Genomic DNA, 24,115 nt, shown 5'->3' with positions numbered 1-24,115 from the left:
ATGCAGTTCTTGAAAATCCTTTTCTGGTGCCTGATCGCCTTCATCGCGGCGGTTTTCACCTTCGGCAACTGGAAGTGGGTGACGATCCAGTTGTTCGGCAATCTGGTGGCTGAGGTGAACCTGCCGTTCCTGCTGCTCGTCACGTTCGCGATCGGCTTCGTGCCGACGCTGATCTATCAGCGCGCGATGCGCTGGCGGCTGCGGCTGCGGCTGAACAATGCCGAACGCGCGCTCGCTGACCTGCGCGCCGCCCCGATCGGCACGCCATTGGCCGAGAGTGCCGCAACCGCCCCCGCCACCATCGCCCCGCCCGGAGACGCCTGAACGTGAGCAACCGCATCTACGTCGCCCTCGACACACCGGATATCGCCCGCGCGAAGGAGATGGCGGAGCGCGTCCGCCGTCATGTCGGCGGGATCAAGCTCGGGCTGGAATTTTTCGCCGCCAACGGGCGCAGCGGCGTGCGCGAGATGGCCGATCTCGGGCTGCCTATCTTCCTCGATCTCAAGCTGCACGATATCCCGAACACGGTGGCGAAGGCGGTGCAGGCGCTGCGCGGGCTGGAGCCCGCGATCCTCACGGTTCACGCCGCCGGTGGCCGGGCGATGCTGGAGGATGCCAAGGCCGCCGCCCCCGCCGGCACGAAAGTGGTCGCGGTGACGATGCTCACCAGCCTCGATCAGCGCGATCTCCACACCATCGGCGTCACCGGCGCGCCGCACGATCAGGTGCTCCGCCTGACCGAACTGGCGATGCGCGCCGGCGTGGACGGCATCGTCTGTTCGGGCGCGGAGGTGAAAGCCGCGCATGAGATGTGGCCGAAGGGCTTTTTCGTCGTTCCCGGCGTTCGCCCGGCGGACGGTGTGGTCGGGGATCAGAAGCGCGTCGTCACCCCGCGCGAGGCGCTGGACAATGGCGCGTCGATCCTGGTGGTGGGCCGCCCGATCACCCAGGCCGACGATCCCGACGCCGCCGCGCGGGCGATCGGCGCGACGCTTTAGCATCCGCCCGTTCGGGTCGAGGCTGTCGAAGCCCTGAGCACCCCTTTCGACGCACTCGCCGCGAACGGACAGATTCCATCTGCTCACGGACACATCATGCCCACTACCGCCAAGATCTGCGGCCTGACCACGCCCGAGACGCTCGACGCCGCGATCATCGGCGGCGCGAGCCATATCGGCTTCAACTTCTTCCCCCCCTCCCCGCGTCATCTCGATCCTGATCGCGCGCGGGCGCTGTCGGCGCGGATGCCCGATCACGTCCGCCGCGTCGGCGTGTTCGTCGATCCCGATGACGCGCTGATCGACATGGCGATCGCCGCAGGGCGGCTCGATACGCTGCAACTCCACAAGACCGCGCCCGCGCGCATCGCGGACCTTGCGCGCCGCACCGGCCTCGAAAGCTGGGCGGTGATCGCGGTCAAGACCCGCGCCGATCTCGATCGTGCGCGCGACTATGCCGGTGCGGCGCAATTCATCCTCTATGACGCCAAGACGCCTGACGACGCCGCGCTCCCGGCGGGGATGGGATTGCGTTTCGACTGGTCGCTGCTCGACGGTTTCCGCCATCCTTTGCCCTGGGCGCTCTCCGGCGGGCTGGATGCCGGCAATGTGGCGGAGGCGATCGCTCGCACCGGCGCCAGAATCGTCGATGTCTGCTCCGGCGTGGAGACCGCGCCCGGCGTGAAGGATGTGGACAAGATCACGGCATTCCTTAAGGCCGTCGCGCAATGACCACCCCAAATTCCTTCCGCGCCCAGCCCGATGAACGTGGGCATTTCGGCCAGTTCGGCGGTCGCTATGTCGCCGAAACGCTGATGCCGCTGATCCTTGATCTGGAGCGCGAATATCGCGCCGCGAAGGCGGACCCCGCGTTTCAGGCCGAATTCGACGATCTGCTCGAACATTATGTCGGCCGCCCCAGCCCGCTCTATTTCGCGCCCCGGCTGACCGAGGAATTCGGCGGCGCGCAAATCTGGCTCAAGCGCGAGGAGCTGAATCACACCGGCGCGCACAAGATCAACAATTGCATCGGGCAGATCCTGCTCGCGATCCGCATGGGCAAAACGCGGATCATCGCCGAGACCGGGGCGGGCCAGCACGGCGTCGCCACCGCCACCGTCTGCGCGCGCTTCGGCCTGCCTTGCGTGATCTACATGGGCGCGAAGGATGTGGAACGGCAGCAGCCCAATGTGTTCCGCATGAAGCTGCTCGGCGCGGAGGTGGTGCCCGTCACCTCCGGCGCGATGACGCTGAAGGACGCGATGAACGAGGCGATGCGCGATTGGGTCGCGAACGTCCACGACACCTTCTACATCATCGGCACCGCCGCCGGCCCGCATCCCTATCCCGAGTTGGTGCGCGATTTCCAGAGCGTGATCGGCAAGGAAGCGCGCGCGCAGATGCTGGCGCGCACCGGGCGGCTGCCCGATCTGCTGATCGCGGCGGTGGGCGGCGGATCGAATGCGATCGGGCTGTTCCACCCGTTCCTCGACGATGCCGATGTGGCGATGATCGGCGTGGAGGCGGCGGGCCACGGCATAGCCTCCGGCCAGCACGCCGCGAGCCTCACCGGCGGCTCGCCCGGCATCCTCCACGGCAACAAGACCTATCTGCTTCAGGATGAGGACGGCCAGATCGCCGAGGCGCATTCGATCAGCGCCGGGCTCGATTATCCGGGCATCGGCCCGGAGCATAGCTGGCTGCACGAGATTGGCCGCGTCCGCTATCTGCCGATCACCGACACCGAGGCGCTGGACGCATTCCAGCTCTGCTGCCGCGCGGAAGGGATCATCCCGGCGCTCGAAAGCGCCCATGCGCTCGCCGCCTTGCCCAAGGTGGCGAGGGATTACGGCAAGGATGCGATGATCCTCGTCAACGTCTCCGGCCGGGGGGACAAGGATATCTTCACCGTCGCCGATGCGCTGGGGGTGAAGCTGTGAGCCGGCTTGCCGAAACCTTCGCCGCCGCCGCCGCCGCCAATCGCGCGGCATTGGTCTGCTTCGTCACCGCGGGCGATCCCACGCCGGGCGCGATGGGCGCGATCCTCGACGCATTGGTCGCCGGCGGGGCCGATGTGATCGAACTGGGGATGCCCTTCACCGATCCGATGGCCGATGGCCCCGCGATCCAGGCGGCGAACCTGCGCAGCCTGGCCGCCGGCACGAAGACCGCCGATATCCTGAACATCGCACGCGATTTTCGCGCGCGTCACCCCGGCGTGCCGCTGGTGCTGATGGGCTATGCCAATCCGATGCTGCGGCGCGGGGCGGAATGGTTCGCCGCCGCCACGCGCGATGCGGGGATAGACGGCGTGATCTGCGTCGATGTCCCGTCGGAGGAGGATGACGCGATCGGCCCCGCGCTGCGTGCGGCGGGTGTCGATCTCGTCCGGCTCGCCACGCCGACGACCGATGCCGCGCGGCTGCCCGCGGTGCTGGCGGGCGCGGGCGGCTTCCTCTATTACGTTTCGGTCGCCGGGATCACCGGGCTGCAACAGGCCGCGCAATCCTCGATCGAGGAAGCGGTGGCCCGGCTGAAGGCGGCGACGGACCTGCCGGTATCGGTCGGCTTCGGCATCCGCACGCCGGAGCAGGCCGCCGCGATCGGTCGCATCGCCGATGGCGTGGTGGTCGGCTCCGCGACGGTCGAACTGATCGGGCGGCACGGCGCGGATGCGCCCGCCGCCGTAACCGCCTATATACGCACGTTGAGCGACGCGATCCGCGCCGCCCGCAAGGAACAGAAATGAGCTGGCTTTCGAGCGTCCGCAACGCACTATCCTCCGTCATCACGAAGAAGGACACCCCCGACAACCTGTGGCACAAGTGCAAGGGCTGCGGGCAGATGATCTTCACGCGCGAGTTGGAGGAAAATCTCAGCGTCTGCCCGAAGTGCGATTATCATGAACGGATCGGGCCGAAGGATCGCTTCGCGCAGTTGCTGGACGCGGGAAGCTGCGTCGAGCTGCCCGCGCCGCGCACGCCGGAAGACCCGCTCCGGTTCCGCGATTCGAAACGCTATGTCGAACGCCTGAAATCCGCCCGCGCCAGCACCGGCGAGAGCGATGCGTTCATCAACGCGCGCGGCACGATCGACGGCCATCGCGCGGTGATCGGCGTGCAGGATTTCGCCTTCATGGGCGGCTCGATGGGTCAGGCCGTGGGCGAGGCGTTCATCCAGGGCGTCGAAGCCGCGATCGCGGACAAGGCGCCGTATATCGTCTTCACCGCATCGGGCGGCGCGCGGATGCAGGAAGGCATATTGAGCCTGATGCAGATGCCGCGCTCCACCGTCGCGATCCAGATGCTTCACGACGCGGGCCTGCCCTATATCGTCGTGCTGACCGATCCGACATCGGGCGGGGTGATGGCCGCATACGCAATGCTGGGCGACGTGCATATCGCTGAACCCAAGGCATTGCTCGCCTTCACCGGGCGGCGCGTGATCGAGAATACGATCCGCGAGAAATTGCCCGATGATTTCCAGACGTCGGAATATCTGTTCGAGCACGGGATGCTCGACATGATCGTCCACCGCAAGGATCTGCGCCAGCAACTGGCGACGGTGATTTCCTACCTCTGCCACCAGCGCGCGGCGGCCTGACCCGATCACGCGGGAGCGCCATCATGGCTGACCACGCGATCTCGGCCGATCCGGCGGTGCAGGCGCAACTCGATCGCTTGTGGTCGCTCTCCCCCGGCGCGGACGTGCTGGGGCTGGGGCGGATCACGCAATTGCTGGAGCGCCTCGGCAATCCGCATCTGCGCCTGCCGCCGGTTTTTCATGTCGCGGGCACCAACGGCAAGGGATCGACCTGCGCCTTCCTGCGCGCGGCGCTGGAGGCAGCGGGCCTCACCGTCCACGCTTATTCCAGCCCGCACCTCATCCGATTCAATGAGCGTATCCGGCTGGCGGGCAGGCTGATCGACGATGCGACGCTGGCGCCATTGCTGGCGGAGGTGCTCGATATCGCCGGCGATATCCGCGCGAGCTTCTTCGAGGTGACGACGGCTGCCGCCTTCCTCGCCTTCGCGCGCACGCCCGCCGACGCCTGTGTGATCGAGGTCGGGCTTGGTGGCCGGCTGGACGCCACCAATGTGATTCCCGCGCCCGCGGTGTGCGGCATCGCCGCACTCGGGATCGACCATGAGGCGTTCCTGCTCGCAGCCGAGGCCGGCACGCCCGACGCGCCACTCGATCGCATCGGTTTCGAAAAGGCCGGCATCGCCAGGCGCGGCGTCCCGCTCGTCACGCAACATTATCCGCCGTCGGTGGCGGCCAGCGTCGTCGCCGTCGCTGCCGAACGCGGTGCCCCCGTCCTCGCGCGCGGCACGCACTGGGATATTGCCGCGACCGGCGACACGCTGCGCTATCGTGACGAGGGCGGCGAATTCATTCTCCCCGCCCCGGCACTTGCCGGGCCATATCAGATCGAGAACGCCGGGCTGGCCGTCGCGATGCTGCGTCATCAGCAAGCCGTTCACATCGACACGGCAGCGATCGCCAGCGGCATCCGCGCCGCGCGCTGGCCCGCCCGGATGCAGCGGCTGGGCGACGGCCCGCTTGTCCGCCGCCTGCGCCCGGAGCAACGCCGCTTCGGCATATGGCTCGATGGCGCGCACAACGAATCCGCCGCCGCCGCGATCGCCGGTTCATGGGGCGAAGGCGCGCCCACCACGATCGTGATCGGTATGCTCGCGAACAAGGACGCGCATGGCGTGCTGCGCCATCTGATCGGCGATCGCGCCGATTGCCGTGTCATCGCGGTGCCCGTCCCCAATCACGCCTGCCACGTCCCCGAATCGCTCGCGGCGCTGGCGCGGGAATATGGGGCGACGGCGACAGACACCGCGCGTGATGTCGGCGGCGCTTTCGATCTGCTCGCCCAATCCGGGTTCGGCGAATCCGTGCTTGTGGCCGGCTCGCTATACATCGCCGGGGAGGTGCTCGCGGCGAACGACGAGCTACCCGCCTGACCGATTTAATTGCGATTGACTTGCAATAGCTGAAATTGGAAGATCGCGGGCGAGAGGAAGTCCGCATGACCTTGCCCGCCCCCGCCACCACCGCCGCCGCACTCCCCTATCCGCTGCCAGCCTGCCCCAATGCGCGCGTGCTGCTGTTCGCGATGCGGCGGATGGGCGCGCATGGGCTGGCCGACGCGCGCGCGGCGCACGCGATCTTCACGCTGTTTCGTGAAGGATTCCGCCGGCCATTGATGCTGGTGCGCACGTTGATGGCGGATCTTGCCGGCAATGCCGCGATGCCGATCGCGATCGCGCCATGCTGTTGCGGGCGGATCACGATTGCCGAGGCAGGCTTGTTAACGATCGTCGCGCGCGTCGAATCCGCGCCGGACGCCGCGGCCCTGCTGCTGGGCGATCTGCTTGGAATACGCCGTGCCGATGGCGTGCTGGCAAGCGTCGCCGCGGTTTCAGCGGCCTTCGCGGACGAGGGGCGACCGATCCTCGCCTGATGCCCCCGTCTGCGCGAACAGGCGGAATCCGTTCGGCAACCGGCGCGGTGCTCTGCCCGCCAGCGCGGCATCAATCGCGCTGATCGCGCCGAGAAGATCGCGCTGCGCAAAGGGCTTGGCGAGGTGCCCGCTCGCCAATGGCTCCGCATGGCTCGGGAAATTGCCCGTGACGAACAACACCGGGATGCCATGCTCGGTCGCGACTCGGGCGACTTCCACCCCGCTGCCGTCGGCGAGTTCGACATCGACGAGCACCAGATCAATATCCTGCGTCTCGCGGATGATCGCCACCGCCTGCGCCACCCGATCGACCGTGGCGACGATCTGATAATTTTCGTGGATCAGCAGATGCTCGACCTCGAACGCCACCAGCGGCTCGTCTTCCACCAGCAAGAGGCGCGTGATCCGTCGATCTTTTCGCCCGAACACCATCGACAGCCTCATGACCACAAACGCTACGCCGTGGCTCCTTAACGCGAGGTTCACACTTTCGACGCAAATTTTTTCGCGCGCGCGGCGCAAGCGATGTATCAGCCGCGTCATGCCAAGCCATTCGCCCGATCAGCGCGCCACCCATCGCATCGCCAAGCTCCTCGCCCGCGCCGGCGTCGCATCCCGCCGCGAGATCGAGCGGATGATCGAGGAACGGCGCATCGCGAAGGATGGCGTGGTCATCGAAACCCCCGCGACCCTGCTCGCATCGCTCGACGGGGTGACAGTCGACGGTCAGCCGGTGGAAGCCGCACCGCCGCCTGCGCGGCTGTTCATCTTCCACAAGCCGGCGGGCGTGCTCACCACGGAGCGCGATCCGCGTGGCCGCCCGACGATCTATGATCGGATGCCGCCGGGGCTGCCGCGACTGATGCCGGTCGGGCGGCTCGATTTCAGCACCGAAGGGCTGCTGCTGATGACCAATGACGGCGAGCTGAAACGGCAGCTTGAGCTTCCCGCGACCGGGGTGCAACGCGCCTATCGCGCCCGCGCCTACGGCCAGGTTTCCCAGCCACAACTCGAATCGCTGATCGAGGGCGTGGAGATCGAGGGTATCCGCTACGGCTCGATCGACGCCAATATCGAACGGCGCACCGGCGCAAACGTGTGGATCGAACTGATCCTCACCGAAGGCAAGAATCGCGAAGTGCGCCGCGTGCTCGAACATCTCGGGCTGGAGGTCAGCCGGCTGATCCGCATCCGCTACGGCCCGTTCGTCCTCGGGGAGATGCCGGTCGGTAGCATCGGCGAGGTGCGCGCGAGTGATCTTGCCGCATTCCGCCATTCGCTGGACCATAAGGGCGCACAGCTTGGCGCGATCGCGGTCTCGTCCGTGTCAGCGGCGGCGCGGAGCCGGCTACACCGCGCGCCGGTTGCCGGCGCTCCCCGCGCGCCCCGACCGGCTACAGCGCCCGTCGCTGCGAAGGCGCCCGAGGAAACCGCGGTCGCCCCAGCCGGGCGGCCCGCGCGCCCGCCGCAGCGCAAGGCGGGCTGGGCCAGACCCAAGCCGCCCACCGGCCCGAAAAGGCCACGCAAATGAGGATCATCGCCGGCCAATGGCGCGGGCGCCCGCTCGTCGCGCCCAAGGGAGACGCCACCCGCCCCACTGCCGATCGCACGCGCGAGGCGCTGTTCTCGATGCTCACCAGCCGGATCGGCAGTTTCGAGGGGCTGGCGGTCGCCGATCTGTTCGCCGGATCGGGGGCGCTCGGGCTGGAGGCGCTGTCGCGCGGGGCGGCACGGTGCCTGTTCGTGGAGCAGGATAAGCCCGCGCTCGATGCGCTGCGGGCGAATATCGCCAAACTGGGCGCCACCAACGCCGATGTCCGCGCGGCCTCCGCGATCGGGCTCGGCCCGGCCACCGCCCCGCTCGATCTGATCCTGATGGACCCGCCCTATGGCACCGGCGCGGGGAATGTGGCGCTCGATCGGCTGGCGCGGCTCGGCTGGGTCGGCGCGGGTACGTGGATCAGCATCGAGACGGCGTATAACGAGCCGGTGGACGTCACCGGCTTCACGATCGACGCGGATCGCGTGCATGGCCGCGCGCGGCTGACGCTGCTCCGCCCGGCTTAAGGGCCTTCGACCACCATCGGCGCCACCCCGCGTCGCGGGCGCAGCGCGATCAGCGCGACAAGGCTCATCAGCGAGGCGACGGCGAGATACATGCCGACCGAAGCGAGCCCGCCGCCACGCTGCGACAGCCATTGCGCCGCGACCGGGGTAAGCCCGCCGCCGATGATCCCGGCCATGTTGAACGCAAGGCTGACGCCCGTATAGCGCACCCGCGCCGGGAACAGCCCCGGCAGCCACGCGCCGAGCGGCCCATAGACGAACCCCATCACCAGCAAGGCGAAGGCGAGCGCGGCGAAGATCGCCCCAAGCGCGCCCGAACCAAGGCCCGGCACCAGCAGGAAACCGGCGAGGATCGCGCCCACGCAGCCCCATGTCAGCACGTTCGCGGGCGTTGTCCGATCCGCCCAGATACCCGACAGAACGATGCCCAGCGCCATGAACAGGATTGCGCCGAGCTGAAGCGCCAGAAACGTCTGCCGGTCGATCCCCAGCGTCGTCGTGGCGTAACCAAGCGCGAAGGCGGTCGCGATATAATAGACCGCGAAACAGGCGATCGCGCCAAACGTGCCGCCCAGCGCCATGCGCCAGTGATCGCGCAACAATTCGCCCATCGGCACCGCGGGCGGCGGCCCCTCCTCAAGCATCCGCGAAAAAGCCGGCGTCTCGGCGATGCGCAGCCGCACCCACAGGCCAAGCCCGACCAGCACGATCGAGAGCAGGAACGGCACGCGCCAGCCCCATGCCATGAAATCGGCCGGTGTCATCGTCAGGCCGAGCACGAGGAACAGCCCGTTCGCCGCGATAAAGCCCAGCGGCGCGCCAAGCTGCGGCACCATGCCGTATCGCCCGCGCCATCCCGGCGGCGCATTCTCCACCGCGAGCAGCGCCGCCCCGCCCCATTCGCCGCCAAGCCCGAAGCCCTGGCCGAAGCGCAACACACATAGCAGCAGCGGCGCCCACCAGCCGATCGTCGCATAGGCCGGCAGGAATGCGATCGCGAGCGTGGAGCCGCCCATCAGCATCAGCGAGGCGACCAGCGTCGATTTCCGCCCGATCCGATCGCCGTAATGGCCGAAGACCCATGCCCCCACCGGGCGCGCGACGAACGCCACGGCAAGGCTCGCATAGGAAGAAAGCAACTGCACCGAGGCGCTTTCCGCCGGGAAGAACAGCGGGCCGAACACCAGCGCCGCCGCCGTCGCGTAGATATAGAAATCGTAGAATTCCACCGTGGTGCCAACGAGGCTGGCGATCAGGATGCGGCGGGTCGATGCGGCTGATTTCATCCGCCTTCCATCCCCGCTGATCGCCAAAGCGTCAACATTTCGCGACGGAAACACGATTGCCCGCGCCCGACACATTTCCGCAACATCGTGGCTATAGCCAGCAAGCCGTCGACGACGTCCCCTCGACGTCGACCTGGCCGGGTTCTCCCTTTTGTCCCGGCCGTTCCCTGAACTACGGGGCGGCCTTCCCCCCCTGTCTGGCCGCCCCGGATTTTCTCCGCCATCGTCAATCCATTGCCCGCCGCGCGCAGGCGGCCTAAGGGCGCGCGCCATGAGCACCGCCGCGTTGATCGTCGCCGCAGGCAGGGGGGAGCGCGCCGGCGCCGCCCTGCCAAAGCAATATGCCGTCATCGCCGGTCGCGCGATGCTCGCGTGGAGCCATGCGGCACTTCGCCGTCATCCGATGATCGACGAGGTGCTGGTGGTGATCGGCGAAGGGCAGGAGGCGTTGTTCGAACATGCCCTGCCCGGCGCGCGTTACGTTCTGGGCGGCCCTACCCGTCGCGAGTCGGTCGCCGCCGGTCTGGCGGCGCTTTCCGGCGCGAATCGTGTGCTGGTGCATGATGCCGCGCGTCCTTTCCTGCCCGCCGCGGTGATCGACCGGCTGATCGCGGCGCTCGATGCGCATGAAGGCGCGGTGCCCGTGCTTCCTGTGATCGACACATTGGTGCGCGAAGACGGCGTGACCGTGCCGCGCGAGGCGCTCCACCGCGTTCAGACGCCACAGGCGTTCCGCTTCGATTCGCTCGTCGCGGCGCATCGCGTCTGGGCGGGCGGCGAGGCGACCGACGATGCGCAGATGGTCCGCGCGCTTGGCGGATCGGTGGCGCTGGTGCAGGGCGATCCGATGCTGGAAAAGATCACCTGGCCGGGCGACATCGCCACCGCCGAAGCGCGGCTGGGCGTGGAGACACGTTCGGCGCTCGGCTTCGACGTTCACCGCCTCGTCGATGGCGAGCAATTGTGGCTGGGCGGCGTGCTGATCCCGCATCATCAGGGCCTGTCGGGGCATAGCGATGCGGATGTGGCGCTGCACGCCATCACCGATGCAATGCTCGGCACGATCGCCGCCGGGGATATCGGGATGCACTTTCCGCCGAGCGACCCGCAATGGCGCGGCGCGGAATCGGGGCAGTTCCTGCGCCACGCGCTATCGCTGCTCGATGCGCGTGGCGGGCGCGTCACCTTCGTCGATCTCACGCTGATCTGCGAAGCGCCCAAAATCGGGCCGCATCGCGAAGCGATCCGCGCGCGTATCGCGGAACTTCTCGGCCTGTCGCCCGATCGTGTCAGCGTAAAAGCGACGACCACCGAACGACTCGGCTTCACCGGGCGCGGAGAAGGCATAGCGGCGCAGGCGATCGTCACCGCGACATTGCCCGGAGCGGTGCTGTGAAGCGTCTGGCCGCGCTACTCGCGCTCGTCGCCATGCCCACGGCTGCGAGGGCGCAAACGCCATGTCTCACCGCCAGCGACGCGGAGGCGATCGCGCTCGTCGCGATGCCGGACATTATCCGCGAGACCGGGCGGATCTGCACCGCCCTGCCGCCGTCGAGCCTCGTGCGGCGCCCGAGCAGCGCGTTCCTCGCGCGCTACGACGCCGCCGCCGATTCGGCCTGGCCCGCCGCGCGCGCCGCCATCGTCAAGCTCAGCGATCCCGCGGTCGATCTGCTGCTCCAGTCGGATTATGCGCGACCGCTGCTCACCTCGATCTTCGCGCCACAGATCGTCGGGCGCGTCCAGCCCGCCGATTGCCCGACGATCGACCGCCTGGTCACGCTGCTGGAGCCGCTGCCCGCGCGCAACACCGCCGGGATCATCGTTGCGACGCTGCAATATCTGAAAGCACGCAAGGCACGCGGGAAGCAGGTTGCCGTCGTTCCCGACCTTCCGGTATGTGCGGCGGTATCCCAATGACCGATAGCGTACTTCCCCCCGAGCTTGTCGCCGCCGCCACCCGCGTGGTCGATGCGAATCGTGCCATCGGCCGCAGGGTCGCTGTGGCGGAAAGCTGCACCGGCGGCCTCGTCGCCGCCGCGCTCACCGAAATCCCCGGCTCGTCCGACGTGCTGGAGGCGAGCCTCGTCACCTATTCCAACGATGCCAAGCTTTCGCTGCTCAACGTCAGCAATGACGTGATCGAAACCTTCGGCGCGGTGTCGATAGCGGTGGCGTGGAGCATGGCGCAGGGCGCGCTGGAGGCGACTCGCGCCGATGTCGCGGTGGCGATCACCGGCGTCGCGGGGCCGGGCGGCGGATCGGATAAGAAGCCGGTCGGCACCGTTGTTTTCGCCCGTGCGGAGCGTGGCGGCGATCCGTCGGACGTGGTGGCCGACAAGCATCAGTTCGGCGATATCGGGCGCGGCGGCGTCCGGCTTCAGGCGGCGCTGTGCGCGCTCGATCTGCTGATGCCGTCCACGCCCGAACCTGAAGCGCCGCTCGCACCGTAGAGCACCTTCGCGCGCTCCTCGAACGCGCCGATCATCCGGCGCAGCGCGGCGGCGAACACCTGCCCGGCCATCATCTCGAACACGCGGTTCTTGAACGCGAAGTCGACCGAGAAATCGACGAGGCAGCCATCGCCATCGGGGCGGAAACCCCAATGATTGTGGAGGAATTTGAGCGGCCCGTCGACATAATCGACGTGCACCGCCTGGGGCCGTTCCTTCACCACGCGCGAGGTGAAGGTTTCGCGCAGCCCCTTGAAGCCGACGATCATGTCCGCAACCGTTTCCTCCGGCGTATCGCTGCGCACGCGCATCGCGATCACCCACGGCAGAAAATCGGCGTAATGCTGCACATCGGCGACCAGATCGAACATCTGCTCCGCCGAATAGGGCAGCCGGCGGGTTTCCTTATGCTTTGGCAAGCTGCGCCTCGCGCGCCGCCTTCATCTTCGCGAAATCGTCGCCGGCGTGATAGCTCGATCGGGTCAGCGGCGAACTCGCGACCAGCAGGAAGCCCTTGGCCCGCGCGATCGCGGCATAGGCATCGAACGCCTTGGGGGTAACGAAATCCGCCACCTTGGCGTGGCGCGGCGTGGGCTGGAGATATTGCCCCATCGTCAGGAAATCTATGTCGGCGGAGCGCATGTCGTCCATCACCTGATGCACCTCAAGCCGCTCCTCGCCTAGCCCGAGCATCACGCCGGATTTGGTGAAGATCGACGGATCGTGCCGCTTCACGCTCTCCAGCAGGCGCAGCGAGGCATAATAACGCGCGCCGGGCCGGATCGTCGGATAGAGGCGCGGGACGGTTTCGAGATTGTGGTTGTAAACGTCCGGCCGCGCCTCGACGATCGATTCGACCGCGGCCTGCGCCTTGTTGCGGAAATCGGGCGTCAGGATCTCGATCGTCGTGTTCGGTGTGTTGCGGCGCAGCGCCTGGATCACCTTCACGAAATGCGAGGCGCCGCCATCGGGCAGATCATCGCGATCGACCGAGGTGATGACGATATGCTCAAGCCCCAGTTCCGCAGCGGCCACCGCGACATGCTCCGGCTCCTGCTGGTCGACCGCGCGCGGCATCCCCGTCTTCACGTTGCAGAAGGCGCAGGCCCGCGTGCAGGTATCGCCCAGGATCATCACCGTGGCGTGCTTCTTCGTCCAGCATTCGCCGATGTTCGGGCAGGCCGCTTCCTCGCACACGGTGGCGAGGTTCAGGCGGCGCATGAGGCCCTTCGTCTCGGCGAAGCCGGTAGAGGTCGGCGCCTTCACGCGAATCCAGTCAGGCTTGCGCTGGCGCGGCGCGGCGACGGTGGAGATTTCGTTCATGCGAGCGCAAATAGCGACTGACATCGCGCGAAACAACGCGCTAAGAGCCGCGCCATGGCCGACTTTACAGATCTCGTCGCCGGATACCGGCGTTTTCGTGAACATGGTTGGGTCGAGCAGCACGAACGATGGGCCGAACTGTCGGAGGGGCAAAGCCCCAAGGTGATGGTGATCGCCTGTTCCGACAGCCGCACCGATCCGGCCACGGTGTTCGATGTGTCACCGGGCGAGATTTTCGTCGTTCGCAACGTCTCCAATCTCGTGCCCCCGCTGGAAATCGACGAGGCGCGGCACGGCGTTTCCGCCGCGCTCGAATTCGCGGTGACGCAATTGAAGGTCAGCGAAATCGTGGTGATGGGCCATGGCATGTGCGGCGGCGTCCATGCCTCGCTCACGCGATGCTTCGATCATGCCCGGCCCGGCGAAGGCGGCTTCATCGCGCGCTGGATCGACATGCTGGATGAAGCGCGCGATCGCGTCGTCGCCAAATATGGCGAGGGCGAGGAGGCCGCGCACCAGCTCGAACTGGAAACGGTGCGCGTCAGCCTCACCAATCTGCGCACCTTCCCGTGCGTGCGCACGGCGGAGGCCGAGGGGCGGCTCACGCTGCGCGGCGCGTGGTTCTCGATCCGCGGCGGCGTGCTGTGGGTGATGGGCGAGAACGGAGAGTTCGCCCCCGCCGCCTGACCGGTCCCGCCCCGCTCTTGCCCGTCCGCGCTCAAATCCGTGCGGACGGGCAAAGGCGGGTCAACCGGCCAGCGCCTCATGCGCGATACGCGCCACTTCGGGATCGAGCGGCGGCGGGTCCATCGGCACATTGCCCCCCAGCGTATCCGCCACCACACCAAGCGCCGCGATCCGCGCCGATTTCTTGTCGTTGCCGTCGATCACATGCCACGGGGCGACGCCCGTATCGGTGCGCTCGAACATCTCGTGCATCGCTTCCAGATAGGCGACGCGTTTCGCGCGGTTGCGATAATCCTCAAGCCCGGTCTTCCAGCGTTTCCACGGATCATCGACCCGTTCCTGCAAACGCCTGTCCTGCTCCTTCTGCCCGACATGGACGAACAGCTTCACCAGCGTGGTGCCCGATTCGATCAGCCGCGTCTCGAATTCGTTGATCTGGCCATAGCTGCGCTTCCACTCGGCCCGAGTCGCAAAGCCCTCCACCCGCTCCACCAGCACGCGGCCATACCAACTGCGATCGAACACCGTGATGTTTCCCGGCGTGGGCAATCGGGTGCGGAAGCGCCACAGGAACGGGCGCGCCTTTTCCTCCGCCGTTGGCGCCGCGATCGGATAGACCTTGAAATGGCGCGGATCCCATGTGGAAACGAGCCGCTGGATGATCCCGCCCTTCCCGGCGGCGTCCCATCCTTCCAGCATCACCACCGCCGCTCGCCGGTGCACGATATGCGCGACGAGAATCCGGTCCAGCCGCTTCTGCAAGCGGCCCAGGTCGCGGCGATAATCCCCCTTATGGGGCTTTCCCCGCTCATAATCCGCGAGATCGATCATCGCGCCAGAATGACGGGGAAATCGCGCGCGCTCAATATCCTGTCGTAAAGCGCGCGCGATTGTTGCCGAAAACGCCGGTGCGCTCAGCCCGCCGCTGGCGTCGGTATGTCCGCGGTGGAGCGCAGGTTCAGTTCACGAAGCTGCTTTGCCGAAACGAAGCTCGGCGCCCCCATCATCAGGTCTTCGGCCTTTTGCGTCATCGGGAAGACGATCACCTCGCGGATATTCGGCTGATCGGCGAGCAGCATCACGATGCGGTCGATGCCCGGCGCGGAGCCACCATGCGGCGGCGCGCCGAATTTGAACGCGTTAATCATGCCCGCGAAGTTCGTATCGACGTCCTGCTGGCTGTAGCCCGCGATCTCGAACGCCTTGTACATGATTTCCGGGCGATGGTTGCGGATGGCGCCCGAGGAAAGCTCTACGCCGTTGCAGACGATATCATACTGGTAAGCAAGGATATCGAGCGGGTTCATCGTTTCCAGCGCCGCCAGTTCGCCCTGCGGCATACTGAACGGGTTGTGGCTGAAATCGACCTTCTTCGCGTCCTCGTCATATTCGAACATCGGGAAATCGACGATCCAGCAGAATTCGAAGCGGCTCTGGTCGATGAGATCGAGTTGCTCGGCGACGCGGGTGCGGGCGAGGCCAGCGAGCTTGGCCGCCTGCGCTTCCTTGCCGGCGGCGAAGAAAATGCCGTCATCCGGGCCGAGGCCAAGCGCGTCCGCCAGCGCGGACATCTTGTCCTCGCCATGGTTCTTGGCGATCGGGCCGCCCCATTCGCCCTGCTTGCGGGTGGCATAGCCAAGCCCGGCGAACCCTTCGGATTGCGCCCAGCCATTCATGTCGTCGAAGAACTTGCGGCTCTTTTCCGCGGTCTTGGGCGCGGGAATCGCGCGCACCACGTCCCCCGCCTCGACGATCGAGGCGAACCGACCGAAGCCCGAGCCGACGAAATGATCCGACACATCCGAAATCAAAATCGGGTTGCGCAGATCGGGCTTGTCGTTGCCGTATTTCAGCATCGATTCGCGATATGGGATGCGCTTGAACGGGAGCGGGCTGACGGTGCGGCCCTTGCCCTGCCAGTTCGCGAATTCCTCGAACACGCCGTGCAGCACCGGCTCGATCGCGGCGAACACGTCTTCCTGCGTGACGTAGCTCATCTCGAAATCGAGCTGGTAGAATTCACCCGGCGAACGATCGGCGCGCGCATCCTCATCGCGGAAACACGGCGCGATCTGGAAATAGCGATCGAAGCCAGCGACCATCATCAGTTGCTTGAACATCTGCGGCGCCTGCGGCAGCGCGTAGAATTTGCCCGGATGGACGCGGCTGGGGACGAGATAGTCGCGCGCGCCTTCGGGGCTGGAGGCGGTGAGGATCGGCGTCTGGAATTCGGTGAAGCCCTGGTCGATCATCCGCTTGCGGATTGATGCGATCACCGAGGAGCGCAGCATGATATTGGCGTGCAGCGTTTCGCGGCGCAGATCGAGGAAGCGATAGCGCAGCCGGATTTCCTCCGGATATTCCGCCTCGCCCGCCACCGGCATCGGCAGTTCCTGCGCATGGCTCTGCACGGTCGCGGCGGTGGCGAACACCTCGATCTCGCCGGTCGCGAGATTGGGGTTGATCGTCGCGTCCGAACGCTTCTTCACCGCGCCGTCGATCGTGACGACGGATTCGACGCGCAGCGACTCGAGCAGGCCGAGCGCGGGCGAATCGCTGTCCGCCACGATCTGGGTGATGCCGTAATGGTCGCGCAGGTCGACGAACAGCACGCCGCCGTGATCGCGCTTGCGGTGGACCCAGCCGGAAAGACGAACGGTTTCCCCGACGTTGGCGGCGGTAAGCTGAGCGCAGGTGTGCGTGCGATAGGCGTGCATATTCTCTTGTCTCGGTTCCTGACCTTAGCGTGGGCGGGCTTTGTTGCCCTTCCCTTCTGCCGGTCGCGCGGAAGTCCGCGCCCTCCCCTTACATCCCCGCTTTGTCAAGGCGCTCGCACAGGGCTATGGGGCGCGACTTATGCATGTTCATCCGCTGATAACCGACAGTGCGACGCTCGCGAACCTTTGCGCGCGCCTCGCCGATGCCCCCTTCATCTGCGTCGACACCGAATTCATGCGAGAAAGCACCTATTGGCCCGAGCTGTGCCTGATCCAGATCGCCGATACCGAGGAAGCCGCCGCGATCGACCCCAAGACGCCGGGGCTCGATATGGCGCCGCTGCTCGAACTGCTGGTCGAAAATGATGAAGTGCTGAAGGTGTTTCACGCCGGCGGGCAGGATATCGAGATCATCTACAATCTCACCGGCAAAACGCCTTATCCACTGTTCGACACGCAGGTCGCCGCGATGGCGCTCGGCCAGGGGGAGCAGATCGGTTATTCGAATCTGGTCGATAGCTGGCTCGGCATCCAGATCGACAAGGGGGCACGCTTTACTGACTGGTCACGCCGTCCGCTCGATCAGCGGCAGGTCGATTATGCGATCGGCGATGTGACGCATCTGTCGAATATCTTTCCCAAAATGCTCGAACGGCTGCGCAAGACCGGGCGGGGCGCGTGGCTCGATCAGGAAATGGAACGGCTCGCCGATCCGGCGAATTATGCCAATGATCCCGATCTCGCGTGGAAACGCGTCCGCATTTCCGGGCGCAAGCCGGAGGTGCTCGGGCGGCTCAAGGCGATCGCGCGCTGGCGCGAGCTTGAGGCGCGCGGCAAGGATCTGCCGCGCGGCCGCATCGTGAAGGATGAAACGCTCGCCGATCTCGCCGGGCATCCGCCGAAGAAGCAGGCCGATCTCGCCAAAGTCCGCGGCCTGTCCTCCACCTGGGCGTCGAACGATATCGGCAAGCGGCTGATGATGGCGATCGCGGAAGCCGAGCCGATGTCCGCAAGTGAAATGCCGCCGCGCGACGATCGCAAGCCGGGGCTGGGCAAGGAAGGCTCGCTGGTCGCCGATCTGTTGAAGCTGCTGCTCAAAATCCGTGCCCGCGATATCGACGTTGCCCCCCGGCTGCTCGCGCGCGGTGAGGAACTGGAGGCGCTTGCCGCCGGGCAACGTGACGGCCTCGCGATTCTCGCCGGTTGGCGCTATGACCAGTTCGGGCATGACGCGCTTGATCTGGTTGAGGGGCGGCTGGGCTTCGCGGTTCAGGGCGGAAAGCTCAAGATGACACGAACCGAGGGAAATGCCGCATGAACAAGGCCATGTTCGCCGCGCTGCCGCTGATCGCGCTCGTCGGCTGTGTCGATGACCGCCCCGCCATGCCGGGGCCTGCGCGCGAATGCCGGGCGGGGCCGGCGCAACGCTTCATCGGCAGGGCTTTCACCCCCCGCCTTTCGCGGCAGGTTCAGCGCGCCGCCGGAGCGCGCAATGTGCGTGCGCTCCGCCCCGGTCAGCCCGCGACGATGGATTATCGGGGCGATCGGCTCAACATCATGCTCGACGAACGTAACAGGATCGCGAGCGTCAACTGCGGCTGAGCCGGCTCAGCCGGTGACGATTGGCGCGCGGCCAAGCGCCGCCGCCAGCGCATTGTGCCGTTTCACCACGGCTTCGCCATAAAGGCCGCGATCCGCCGGATCGAGCGCAAGCGTCACCGCGCCCGCGTCGATCGACAGGCGCGAACGCTGCAATGGGCCGGCCAACCCGCCGGAAAGACGCTGCCCCAGCCGCATCGCCAGCCCCCAGCCCAGCGCACGGCGCAAATCCTCGTCGCTCGCCAGCGCGGGCAATGGCGACGGGCTGGCGATGCTGCCGCCAAGCCCGGTCCACAGTGCCTGCGCCATCATTGCGCGACCGCGCGCATCAACGCCCACCCAATTGCCGTGGAGCGCAACCTCCATGCCGCGCTCGGCGCGAAACTCCGGATTGGCGCGCCAGCCGACATCGGCAAGCTGACATGCCGCGTGGCGCAGCCGGACATCGGCGGGCACCTCGTTCGCGAAAAGCGGGGCGACCCAATCGTGCAGCAGATCGCCATGTTCCGGGAAACGCCCCGCACGCCGCCCTTCATCGCGGGTGGCGACTACGAGCGGGTCCTGCGCGCGCGTCCGTTCGTCCAGCGCGCTGTAGAGCAGCCCTTCGCGCAGACCATAGGCCGAAACGATCGTTCCCCAGCTTTTCAGGTGCTTGAGCAAAGATGCGAGCACCGCCGCGGCATCGCCCAGCGTCGGCGCACGCCCGGAAGAAAGGCCGGGCACCGCTTTCAGCCGCCCCTTGGGAAGATGCGAGATCGTTCGTCCCAGTCGCGCGATCGTCTCCGCCGACATGGCATATTCATGGATGATCGGTAGCGGATAATGGGTGCGGTCCATGTCCAGCCGCGCCAGCGCGCGCCAGGATCCGCCGACGAGATAAAGGGGCAGCCCTTTTCCCGCGCCACCCCAGCCCGCCTCGCGGAGCAGCCGCCCCACCTTGCGATCGAGACCGCCCTTGTCTCGCAGCGTCGCGATCCTGAGCACGCCCAACGGGAAGGAAGCGTGCTGCCTGATCTCGCCGCCCTTCACCCGCACCAGTTCCAGGCTGCCGCCGCCGAGATCGCCGACGATGCCATCAGCCTGCGGGATCGCGGAAAGCACGCCAAGGCCGGCCGCGCGCGCTTCGAGCGTACCGGAAAGCAATTCAACCGCCAGCCCCGCACGCTCGGCGATCGCCAGCAATTCGGCGCCGTTCGCGGCATCACGCGCGGCGGCGGTGGCGACGGTGCGCACGGTGTCGCAACGCATCTCGCGCGCCAGCGCCGCGAAGCGATGGAGCGCGGTTTCCGCCGCCGCCATCGCCTCAGCGTCGATCGCCCCGGTCTGGACAAGGCTTCGCCCCAGCCCGGCAAGCACCTTTTCGTTGAACAGGATCGCCGGCAGCCGGGCCGGCCCCTGATAGACGACCAGACGGATCGAATTGGACCCGATGTCGATGATCGCCGTGCGCGGCGCAGCCATCGCGGCGCCCCTTTCAGCGTTGCCGGCGCAGCGACAAGGTCGGCACTTCGCCGCCTTCCGCAAGCGCGGCGCCCCGCCCCGACAGCGACGGATTTGTCATGAAATAACGATGCAGGTTGAAAGGCTTGTCACCCGGTTCAGGCCGCACATAGCTGCCATCCGATTCCAGTTCCCAGCTTTGCTCGTCATCAATCAGATTAGCCACCATCACCTGATCGAGCACCTGATCGTGCACCGTCTCGTTGGTGAGCGGGAGCATATATTCAACGCGTCGATCGAAGTTGCGCGGCATCCAGTCCGCCGAGGAAATCAGCACATGCGCGCCATCGTTCGGCAATGCCGCGCCATTCCCGAAACAGGCGATCCGGCTGTGTTCCAGAAACCGGCCGACCACCGATTTCACGCGGATATTGTCGGACATGCCGGGCACCTTGGGCCTCAGGCAGCAAATCCCGCGGACGACCAGATCAATCTCCACGCCGGCGCCGCTCGCTTCATAGAGCTTTTCGATGATCGCGGGATCGACGACGCTGTTCATCTTCGCCCAGATCGCCGCGGGTCGCCCGGCGCGGGCATGAGCGATCTCGCGGTCGATCAGTTCGATCAGCCGGTCACGCAGGCCGCGCGGCGAGATGACCAGCAGTTCCATGTCATGCGGCTCGACATAGCCGGTGATGTAGTTGAACACCTGCGCCGCATCGCGCCCGATGCGCGGATCGGCAGTGAAGAAACTGAGATCGGTATAGATACGCGCGGTGATCGGATGATAATTGCCGGTGCCGAAATGGCAGTAGGTGCGGAATTGCCCGCCCTCGCGCCGCACCACCACCGAAATCTTGGCGTGGGTCTTCCAGTCGATGAAGCCATAGACCACCTGTACGCCCGCGCGCTCCAGCGCGTTGGCCCACATGAGATTCTGCTCCTCATCGAACCGCGCCTTCAGCTCGACCACCGCGGTGACCGATTTGCCCGCCTCCGCCGCCGCGATCAGCGCGTTGATGACCGCCGATTGCTTGCCCGCGCGATAAAGCGTCTGCTTGATCGCCACCACGTCCGGATCGGCTGCGGCCTGTTTGAGGAAAGCCAGCACCACGTCGAACGTCTCATACGGGTGGTGGACGATGATATCCTTGGAGCGGATCGCCGCGAAACAGTCTCCGCCATATTCCCGGATACGCTCGGGAAAGCGCGGGGTGAACGGCGGGAATTTCAGATCGGGGCGATCCTCCTCATATAATTGATCGAGATCGCCGATGCCGAGGAACGAGCCGCTTTCGGTAACCAGCGCGCCGCCGCCGCCCAATTCGCCGCGTAGCACCGTTTCGAGCGCGGCGGGCATCCCGGTTTCCAGTTCGAGCCGGATCACGCGCCCGCGCCGCCGCCGCTTTATCGCGTTGGCGAAATAACGGACGAGATCCTCCGCCTCCTCCTCGATCTCGATATCGCTGTCGCGCAGCACGCGGAATTCCGCCGCGCCCAGCACGCGATAACCCGGAAACAACACCGGGGAAAAACGCTTCACGATCGATTCGATCGCGACATAGCGTGCCTTCTCTCCCGGCAGCCGGACGAAGCGGCGCATCGACGCGGGCAACATCACCAGTTCGCGGATCGGCTCGTCATCCGAAAGGCGCATGAGATCGAACATCACCGCCAGCCCCTTGTTGGGCATGAACGGAAACGGATGTGCGGGATCGAGCGCCTGTGGGGTGAGCACGGGCAGCAGTTGCTCGCGGAAATGGGTTTCGAGCCAGCCGATCTCATCAGCCGAAAGTGCCGCGTCCACCCTGCTCGAACCGAGCACCTGAATTCCCGTATCGGCGAGCGCATGGCGGATATCGCGCCACACATTCTCCTGATCCATCAGCAGCTTGTCCGCCGCATCCGTGATCGCCGTGAGCTGTTGCGTTGGCGTCAGCCCGTCGGCGGAGCGCGCCTCCACCTCAAGCAGTTGCTGCCCCTTGAGCCCTGCGACGCGGACCATGAAGAATTCGTCGAGGTTCGATCCCGATATCGACAGGAAGCGCAGCCGCTCCAGCAGCGGATGCGCCGGATTGCACGCCTCCTCCAGCACGCGCCGGTTGAACGCGAGCCACGAAATCTCGCGATTGAAATAGCGGCCCGACGCGCTCGGCTCGAACGGATCATCGTCATCCTTGATACTGGCGGCGATATGGGCTGGGCGGGTCATTCGATTTCCATCGACGGGGGCGGGATCAACGCGGCGGCGGCAAGCGTGGTGCGCGCGAGCGGGATCGACAGCCGCTTGCGGCGCTCCAGCACCTCCTGATCCAGCGCATCGACCGTTCGCATGACCGCAATATGACTACGCTCGATCCGCGCGACGAGCCAGTCGATCAGATCGGCGCGCGCATCCAGCCCGCGCCGCAGGAATTGTCGTTCCAGCAGCGCCCGCATCAATTCGTCATCGGGCGCGCCGATCGCCGCGATCGGCGAGGCGCCAAGGCGGGAATTGAGATCGGGCAGCTTGATGCGCCACTCCGGCGGCGCGGCATCCGCCACGATCAGCAGCGGCCGGCGATCCGCCTGCGCCCGGTTCCACGCGTGGAACAGCTCCGTCTCCGATCGCATTTCCGCATCGTCGATGATCGCCCCACCGCTTTTCGAAGCGAAGATTCGCGCGAGCAGGCTGCGCCCCGATTTGCGCGGGCCGGTCAGCAGCGCGGTCATCACCGGCCACGCCCCCCAATGTTCCAGCGTATGCGCGGCGCGCGCGTTCGAGGGCGTCACCAGAAACTCCTCGTCGCGCGGATCGGCGGGCCACTCCAGCGGCAACGCGATCTGGCTCATCCGGCGGTCACGTTGTCCGCCGCGACATCGGGCGGGAGCAATTGCGGCGCGCGGCGGATGCGGATCGTGGTGCCTGATCCGAATACCTGCCAGCCGCGCGCTTGCAGTGCCGCGCGGAACGCGTCGGGCGTGCCGCCATAAGACACGTTCATCACCGAAACGCCCCCCAGCGCGAGGCTTGAGGTGGCAGCGGAGGCGACGCCCGGAACCGCGCGCATCGCGGCTTCGGTGCTGTTCACCGCCCCTGCGCCCGGCGAATCGAATTGCACCGAGATCGCCGTGGTCGCGACCGTCACGCCCTCCACCGGCAGCGAATCGTCAGGCGTCACCACATCTGTCGCCGCCGCCGCCGGCGGAACATAGGACAGGCCCGGATCGCTGCGCAGCAAGCCGTTGCGCGACGCGGCCTGATACAGATCGTCGAGCCGCTTCACGCCCGCATCCAGCAATTGCGCCAGCCCGCCCGGCCCGCTGACGCGCAACGCGAACTGGCCGAACAGGCGATTATCCGGCCCGCCGCGCGCCTGAAACACGCCGACGATCGGGCCGCCGGGCCATTGACGGTAAAGCCGGACGGTGGGGATCAGCACATTGCTGCCGCCATATTGATTGAGCACCGAGCGCCACCAGCCGCGTCCGGGGCGCTGCGTCTGGCCGTAATTGAGCAGCAACGCATCCGGCCCCGTGCCGACCGGGCGGATATAATCCACCGTGCTCCCGCCCGTGCGATAACGCGCCCACGCCTCCTGCCAGGGCGTGCGCTGTTCGAAAACGGTCGCCACGCCGCCTGACCAGATCACCGGAATCACCACCATCGGTGCTGACCGGCTGACATAATTGCTGACGCCCAGCATCGCGCTGGCCCGCGCCCGATCGAACAACACGCCCAGCCGCGCGATATAACGGTTCGGCCCGATCTGTTCGTTCCCGATGACGATGCCGGAGACGACCGAATCGAGCGCGCTATCCGAAACCAGCCCGCCACCGGCGCCAAGCCGCTGCGAAAGCTGCACCCATGCCTTGCGCTGCGCCAGCCGCCAGCCGCCGTAGCGCGCACTGTCCGCATCCTTGGCGGAGACATCGACGTGCACCCCGCTCACTTCGAAATCGGATGAACTGTCGATCGGCGCGACGCCGCGATCGCCCCCTTCGATCTGCGCGATGCCGATGCCGGCACCGAGAAGCAGCACACCGATGGCTGAGGCGATGAAAAACGGACGAAGACGCATCTTGCTCG

The 24,115-nt window shown here is 66.6% G+C and carries 26 protein-coding genes; 16 read left to right on the top strand and 10 right to left on the bottom strand.

Features of this window, described 5'->3' with window-relative positions; genetic code table 11:
• The 8 genes from Q0316_RS04175 (at position 1) to Q0316_RS04140 (ending at position 6,477) form a co-directional block, all read left to right on the top strand.
• Positions 1-324 carry a lipopolysaccharide assembly protein LapA domain-containing protein gene (locus tag Q0316_RS04175; RefSeq protein ID WP_298670062.1) on the top strand — a complete coding sequence of 108 codons (324 nt, stop codon included), beginning with the start codon at positions 1-3 and terminating at the stop codon, positions 322-324.
• Between the two features lie 2 nt (positions 325-326).
• Complete coding sequence (gene pyrF / locus Q0316_RS04170) at positions 327-1,001, top strand: orotidine-5'-phosphate decarboxylase (protein ID WP_298670060.1); 675 nt, start codon at positions 327-329, stop codon at positions 999-1,001.
• A 96-nt stretch (positions 1,002-1,097) separates the two neighbouring features.
• A complete protein-coding gene (locus Q0316_RS04165; protein ID WP_298670057.1) occupies positions 1,098-1,733 on the top strand; it encodes a phosphoribosylanthranilate isomerase in 636 nt (211 codons plus the stop codon).
• The gene (gene trpB / locus Q0316_RS04160; protein ID WP_298670055.1) at positions 1,730-2,941 is read left to right on the top strand and encodes a tryptophan synthase subunit beta; all 1,212 of its coding nucleotides are present in this window, start codon (positions 1,730-1,732) and stop codon (positions 2,939-2,941) included. The genes Q0316_RS04165 and trpB overlap by 4 nt, the downstream gene beginning before the upstream one ends.
• Positions 2,938-3,750: a tryptophan synthase subunit alpha gene (trpA, locus tag Q0316_RS04155; protein WP_298670053.1), complete on the top strand. Its 813-nt coding sequence runs from the start codon at positions 2,938-2,940 to the stop codon at positions 3,748-3,750. The genes trpB and trpA overlap by 4 nt, the downstream gene beginning before the upstream one ends.
• Positions 3,747-4,604, top strand: a complete 858-nt coding sequence (gene accD, locus Q0316_RS04150) for an acetyl-CoA carboxylase, carboxyltransferase subunit beta (protein ID WP_298670051.1) — start codon at positions 3,747-3,749, stop codon at positions 4,602-4,604. The genes trpA and accD overlap by 4 nt, the downstream gene beginning before the upstream one ends.
• A 23-nt stretch (positions 4,605-4,627) precedes the next feature.
• Complete coding sequence (locus tag Q0316_RS04145; protein ID WP_298670049.1) at positions 4,628-5,977, top strand: folylpolyglutamate synthase/dihydrofolate synthase family protein; 1,350 nt, start codon at positions 4,628-4,630, stop codon at positions 5,975-5,977.
• A gap of 65 nt (positions 5,978-6,042) precedes the next feature.
• Positions 6,043-6,477, top strand: coding sequence for a DUF6628 family protein (locus tag Q0316_RS04140; RefSeq protein WP_298670047.1), 435 nt, complete (start codon positions 6,043-6,045; stop codon positions 6,475-6,477).
• Here the strand turns inward: Q0316_RS04140 and Q0316_RS04135 are convergent.
• Positions 6,436-6,909: a response regulator gene (locus Q0316_RS04135; protein WP_298670187.1), complete on the bottom strand. Its 474-nt coding sequence runs from the start codon at positions 6,907-6,909 to the stop codon at positions 6,436-6,438. The genes Q0316_RS04140 and Q0316_RS04135 overlap by 42 nt on opposite strands.
• A 109-nt stretch (positions 6,910-7,018) precedes the next feature.
• Between Q0316_RS04135 and Q0316_RS04130 the strand changes: the two genes are divergently transcribed.
• Both Q0316_RS04130 and rsmD read left to right on the top strand, forming a co-directional pair.
• Positions 7,019-8,008, top strand: a complete 990-nt coding sequence (locus tag Q0316_RS04130) for a pseudouridine synthase (RefSeq protein ID WP_298670045.1) — start codon at positions 7,019-7,021, stop codon at positions 8,006-8,008.
• Positions 8,005-8,544: a 16S rRNA (guanine(966)-N(2))-methyltransferase RsmD gene (gene rsmD / locus Q0316_RS04125; RefSeq protein WP_298670043.1), complete on the top strand. Its 540-nt coding sequence runs from the start codon at positions 8,005-8,007 to the stop codon at positions 8,542-8,544. Before Q0316_RS04130 ends, rsmD begins: the two co-directional genes overlap by 4 nt.
• Here the strand turns inward: rsmD and Q0316_RS04120 are convergent.
• Positions 8,541-9,830, bottom strand: a complete 1,290-nt coding sequence (locus tag Q0316_RS04120) for an MFS transporter (RefSeq protein WP_298670041.1) — start codon at positions 9,828-9,830, stop codon at positions 8,541-8,543. The two genes, rsmD and Q0316_RS04120, sit on opposite strands and share 4 nt — an antisense overlap.
• A gap of 271 nt (positions 9,831-10,101) precedes the next feature.
• On the opposite strand from Q0316_RS04120, the gene Q0316_RS04115 reads away from it, so the two are divergent.
• From Q0316_RS04115 to Q0316_RS04105, 3 genes are read left to right on the top strand one after another with little or no spacing between them, the layout of a single operon-like run.
• On the top strand, positions 10,102-11,226 hold the full coding sequence (locus Q0316_RS04115) for a bifunctional 2-C-methyl-D-erythritol 4-phosphate cytidylyltransferase/2-C-methyl-D-erythritol 2,4-cyclodiphosphate synthase (RefSeq protein ID WP_298670039.1): 1,125 nt from the start codon (positions 10,102-10,104) through the stop codon (positions 11,224-11,226).
• Positions 11,223-11,747, top strand: a complete 525-nt coding sequence (locus tag Q0316_RS04110; RefSeq protein WP_298670037.1) for a hypothetical protein — start codon at positions 11,223-11,225, stop codon at positions 11,745-11,747. Before Q0316_RS04115 ends, Q0316_RS04110 begins: the two co-directional genes overlap by 4 nt.
• Positions 11,744-12,280, top strand: coding sequence for a CinA family protein (locus tag Q0316_RS04105; protein WP_298670035.1), 537 nt, complete (start codon positions 11,744-11,746; stop codon positions 12,278-12,280). The genes Q0316_RS04110 and Q0316_RS04105 overlap by 4 nt, the downstream gene beginning before the upstream one ends.
• Here the strand turns inward: Q0316_RS04105 and Q0316_RS04100 are convergent.
• Together Q0316_RS04100 and lipA are read right to left on the bottom strand one after the other, a co-directional pair.
• On the bottom strand, positions 12,208-12,699 hold the full coding sequence (locus Q0316_RS04100) for a type II toxin-antitoxin system RatA family toxin (protein ID WP_298670033.1): 492 nt from the start codon (positions 12,697-12,699) through the stop codon (positions 12,208-12,210). The genes Q0316_RS04105 and Q0316_RS04100 overlap by 73 nt on opposite strands.
• The gene (gene lipA, locus Q0316_RS04095; protein WP_298670031.1) at positions 12,686-13,603 is read right to left on the bottom strand and encodes a lipoyl synthase; all 918 of its coding nucleotides are present in this window, start codon (positions 13,601-13,603) and stop codon (positions 12,686-12,688) included. The genes Q0316_RS04100 and lipA overlap by 14 nt, the downstream gene beginning before the upstream one ends.
• A 54-nt stretch (positions 13,604-13,657) precedes the next feature.
• Between lipA and Q0316_RS04090 the strand changes: the two genes are divergently transcribed.
• Positions 13,658-14,290, top strand: coding sequence for a carbonic anhydrase (locus Q0316_RS04090; protein ID WP_298670029.1), 633 nt, complete (start codon positions 13,658-13,660; stop codon positions 14,288-14,290).
• A 60-nt stretch (positions 14,291-14,350) separates the two neighbouring features.
• Here the strand turns inward: Q0316_RS04090 and Q0316_RS04085 are convergent, their stop codons facing one another.
• Complete coding sequence (locus Q0316_RS04085) at positions 14,351-15,121, bottom strand: polyphosphate kinase (protein WP_298670027.1); 771 nt, start codon at positions 15,119-15,121, stop codon at positions 14,351-14,353.
• 83 nt (positions 15,122-15,204) lie between these two features.
• Positions 15,205-17,007, bottom strand: a complete 1,803-nt coding sequence (aspS, locus tag Q0316_RS04080) for an aspartate--tRNA ligase (RefSeq protein WP_298670025.1) — start codon at positions 17,005-17,007, stop codon at positions 15,205-15,207.
• Positions 17,008-17,146: 139 nt separating this feature from the next.
• Here aspS and rnd point away from each other — a divergent pair, with 139 nt between their 5' ends.
• The gene (gene rnd, locus Q0316_RS04075) at positions 17,147-18,325 is read left to right on the top strand and encodes a ribonuclease D (protein ID WP_298670023.1); all 1,179 of its coding nucleotides are present in this window, start codon (positions 17,147-17,149) and stop codon (positions 18,323-18,325) included.
• Positions 18,322-18,609: an I78 family peptidase inhibitor gene (locus Q0316_RS04070; protein ID WP_298670020.1), complete on the top strand. Its 288-nt coding sequence runs from the start codon at positions 18,322-18,324 to the stop codon at positions 18,607-18,609. Before rnd ends, Q0316_RS04070 begins: the two co-directional genes overlap by 4 nt.
• A gap of 6 nt (positions 18,610-18,615) precedes the next feature.
• On the opposite strand, the gene Q0316_RS04065 is transcribed toward Q0316_RS04070, so the two are convergent.
• From Q0316_RS04065 to Q0316_RS04050, 4 genes are read right to left on the bottom strand one after another with little or no spacing between them, the layout of a single operon-like run.
• Positions 18,616-20,067, bottom strand: coding sequence for a Ppx/GppA family phosphatase (locus tag Q0316_RS04065; RefSeq protein WP_298670018.1), 1,452 nt, complete (start codon positions 20,065-20,067; stop codon positions 18,616-18,618).
• A 13-nt stretch (positions 20,068-20,080) separates the two neighbouring features.
• Complete coding sequence (locus Q0316_RS04060; protein ID WP_298670016.1) at positions 20,081-22,258, bottom strand: RNA degradosome polyphosphate kinase; 2,178 nt, start codon at positions 22,256-22,258, stop codon at positions 20,081-20,083.
• Positions 22,255-22,878 carry a DnaA/Hda family protein gene (locus Q0316_RS04055; protein WP_298670014.1) on the bottom strand — a complete coding sequence of 208 codons (624 nt, stop codon included), beginning with the start codon at positions 22,876-22,878 and terminating at the stop codon, positions 22,255-22,257. The genes Q0316_RS04060 and Q0316_RS04055 overlap by 4 nt, the downstream gene beginning before the upstream one ends.
• On the bottom strand, positions 22,875-24,107 hold the full coding sequence (locus Q0316_RS04050) for a heavy-metal-associated domain-containing protein (RefSeq protein WP_298670012.1): 1,233 nt from the start codon (positions 24,105-24,107) through the stop codon (positions 22,875-22,877). The genes Q0316_RS04055 and Q0316_RS04050 overlap by 4 nt, the downstream gene beginning before the upstream one ends.
• Positions 24,108-24,115 lie beyond the last annotated feature (8 nt).

This window comes from uncultured Sphingomonas sp., assembly GCF_937871615.1.
Classification (GTDB): domain Bacteria; phylum Pseudomonadota; class Alphaproteobacteria; order Sphingomonadales; family Sphingomonadaceae; genus Sphingomonas.
This window is presented reverse-complemented; position numbering and strand designations above follow the sequence as displayed.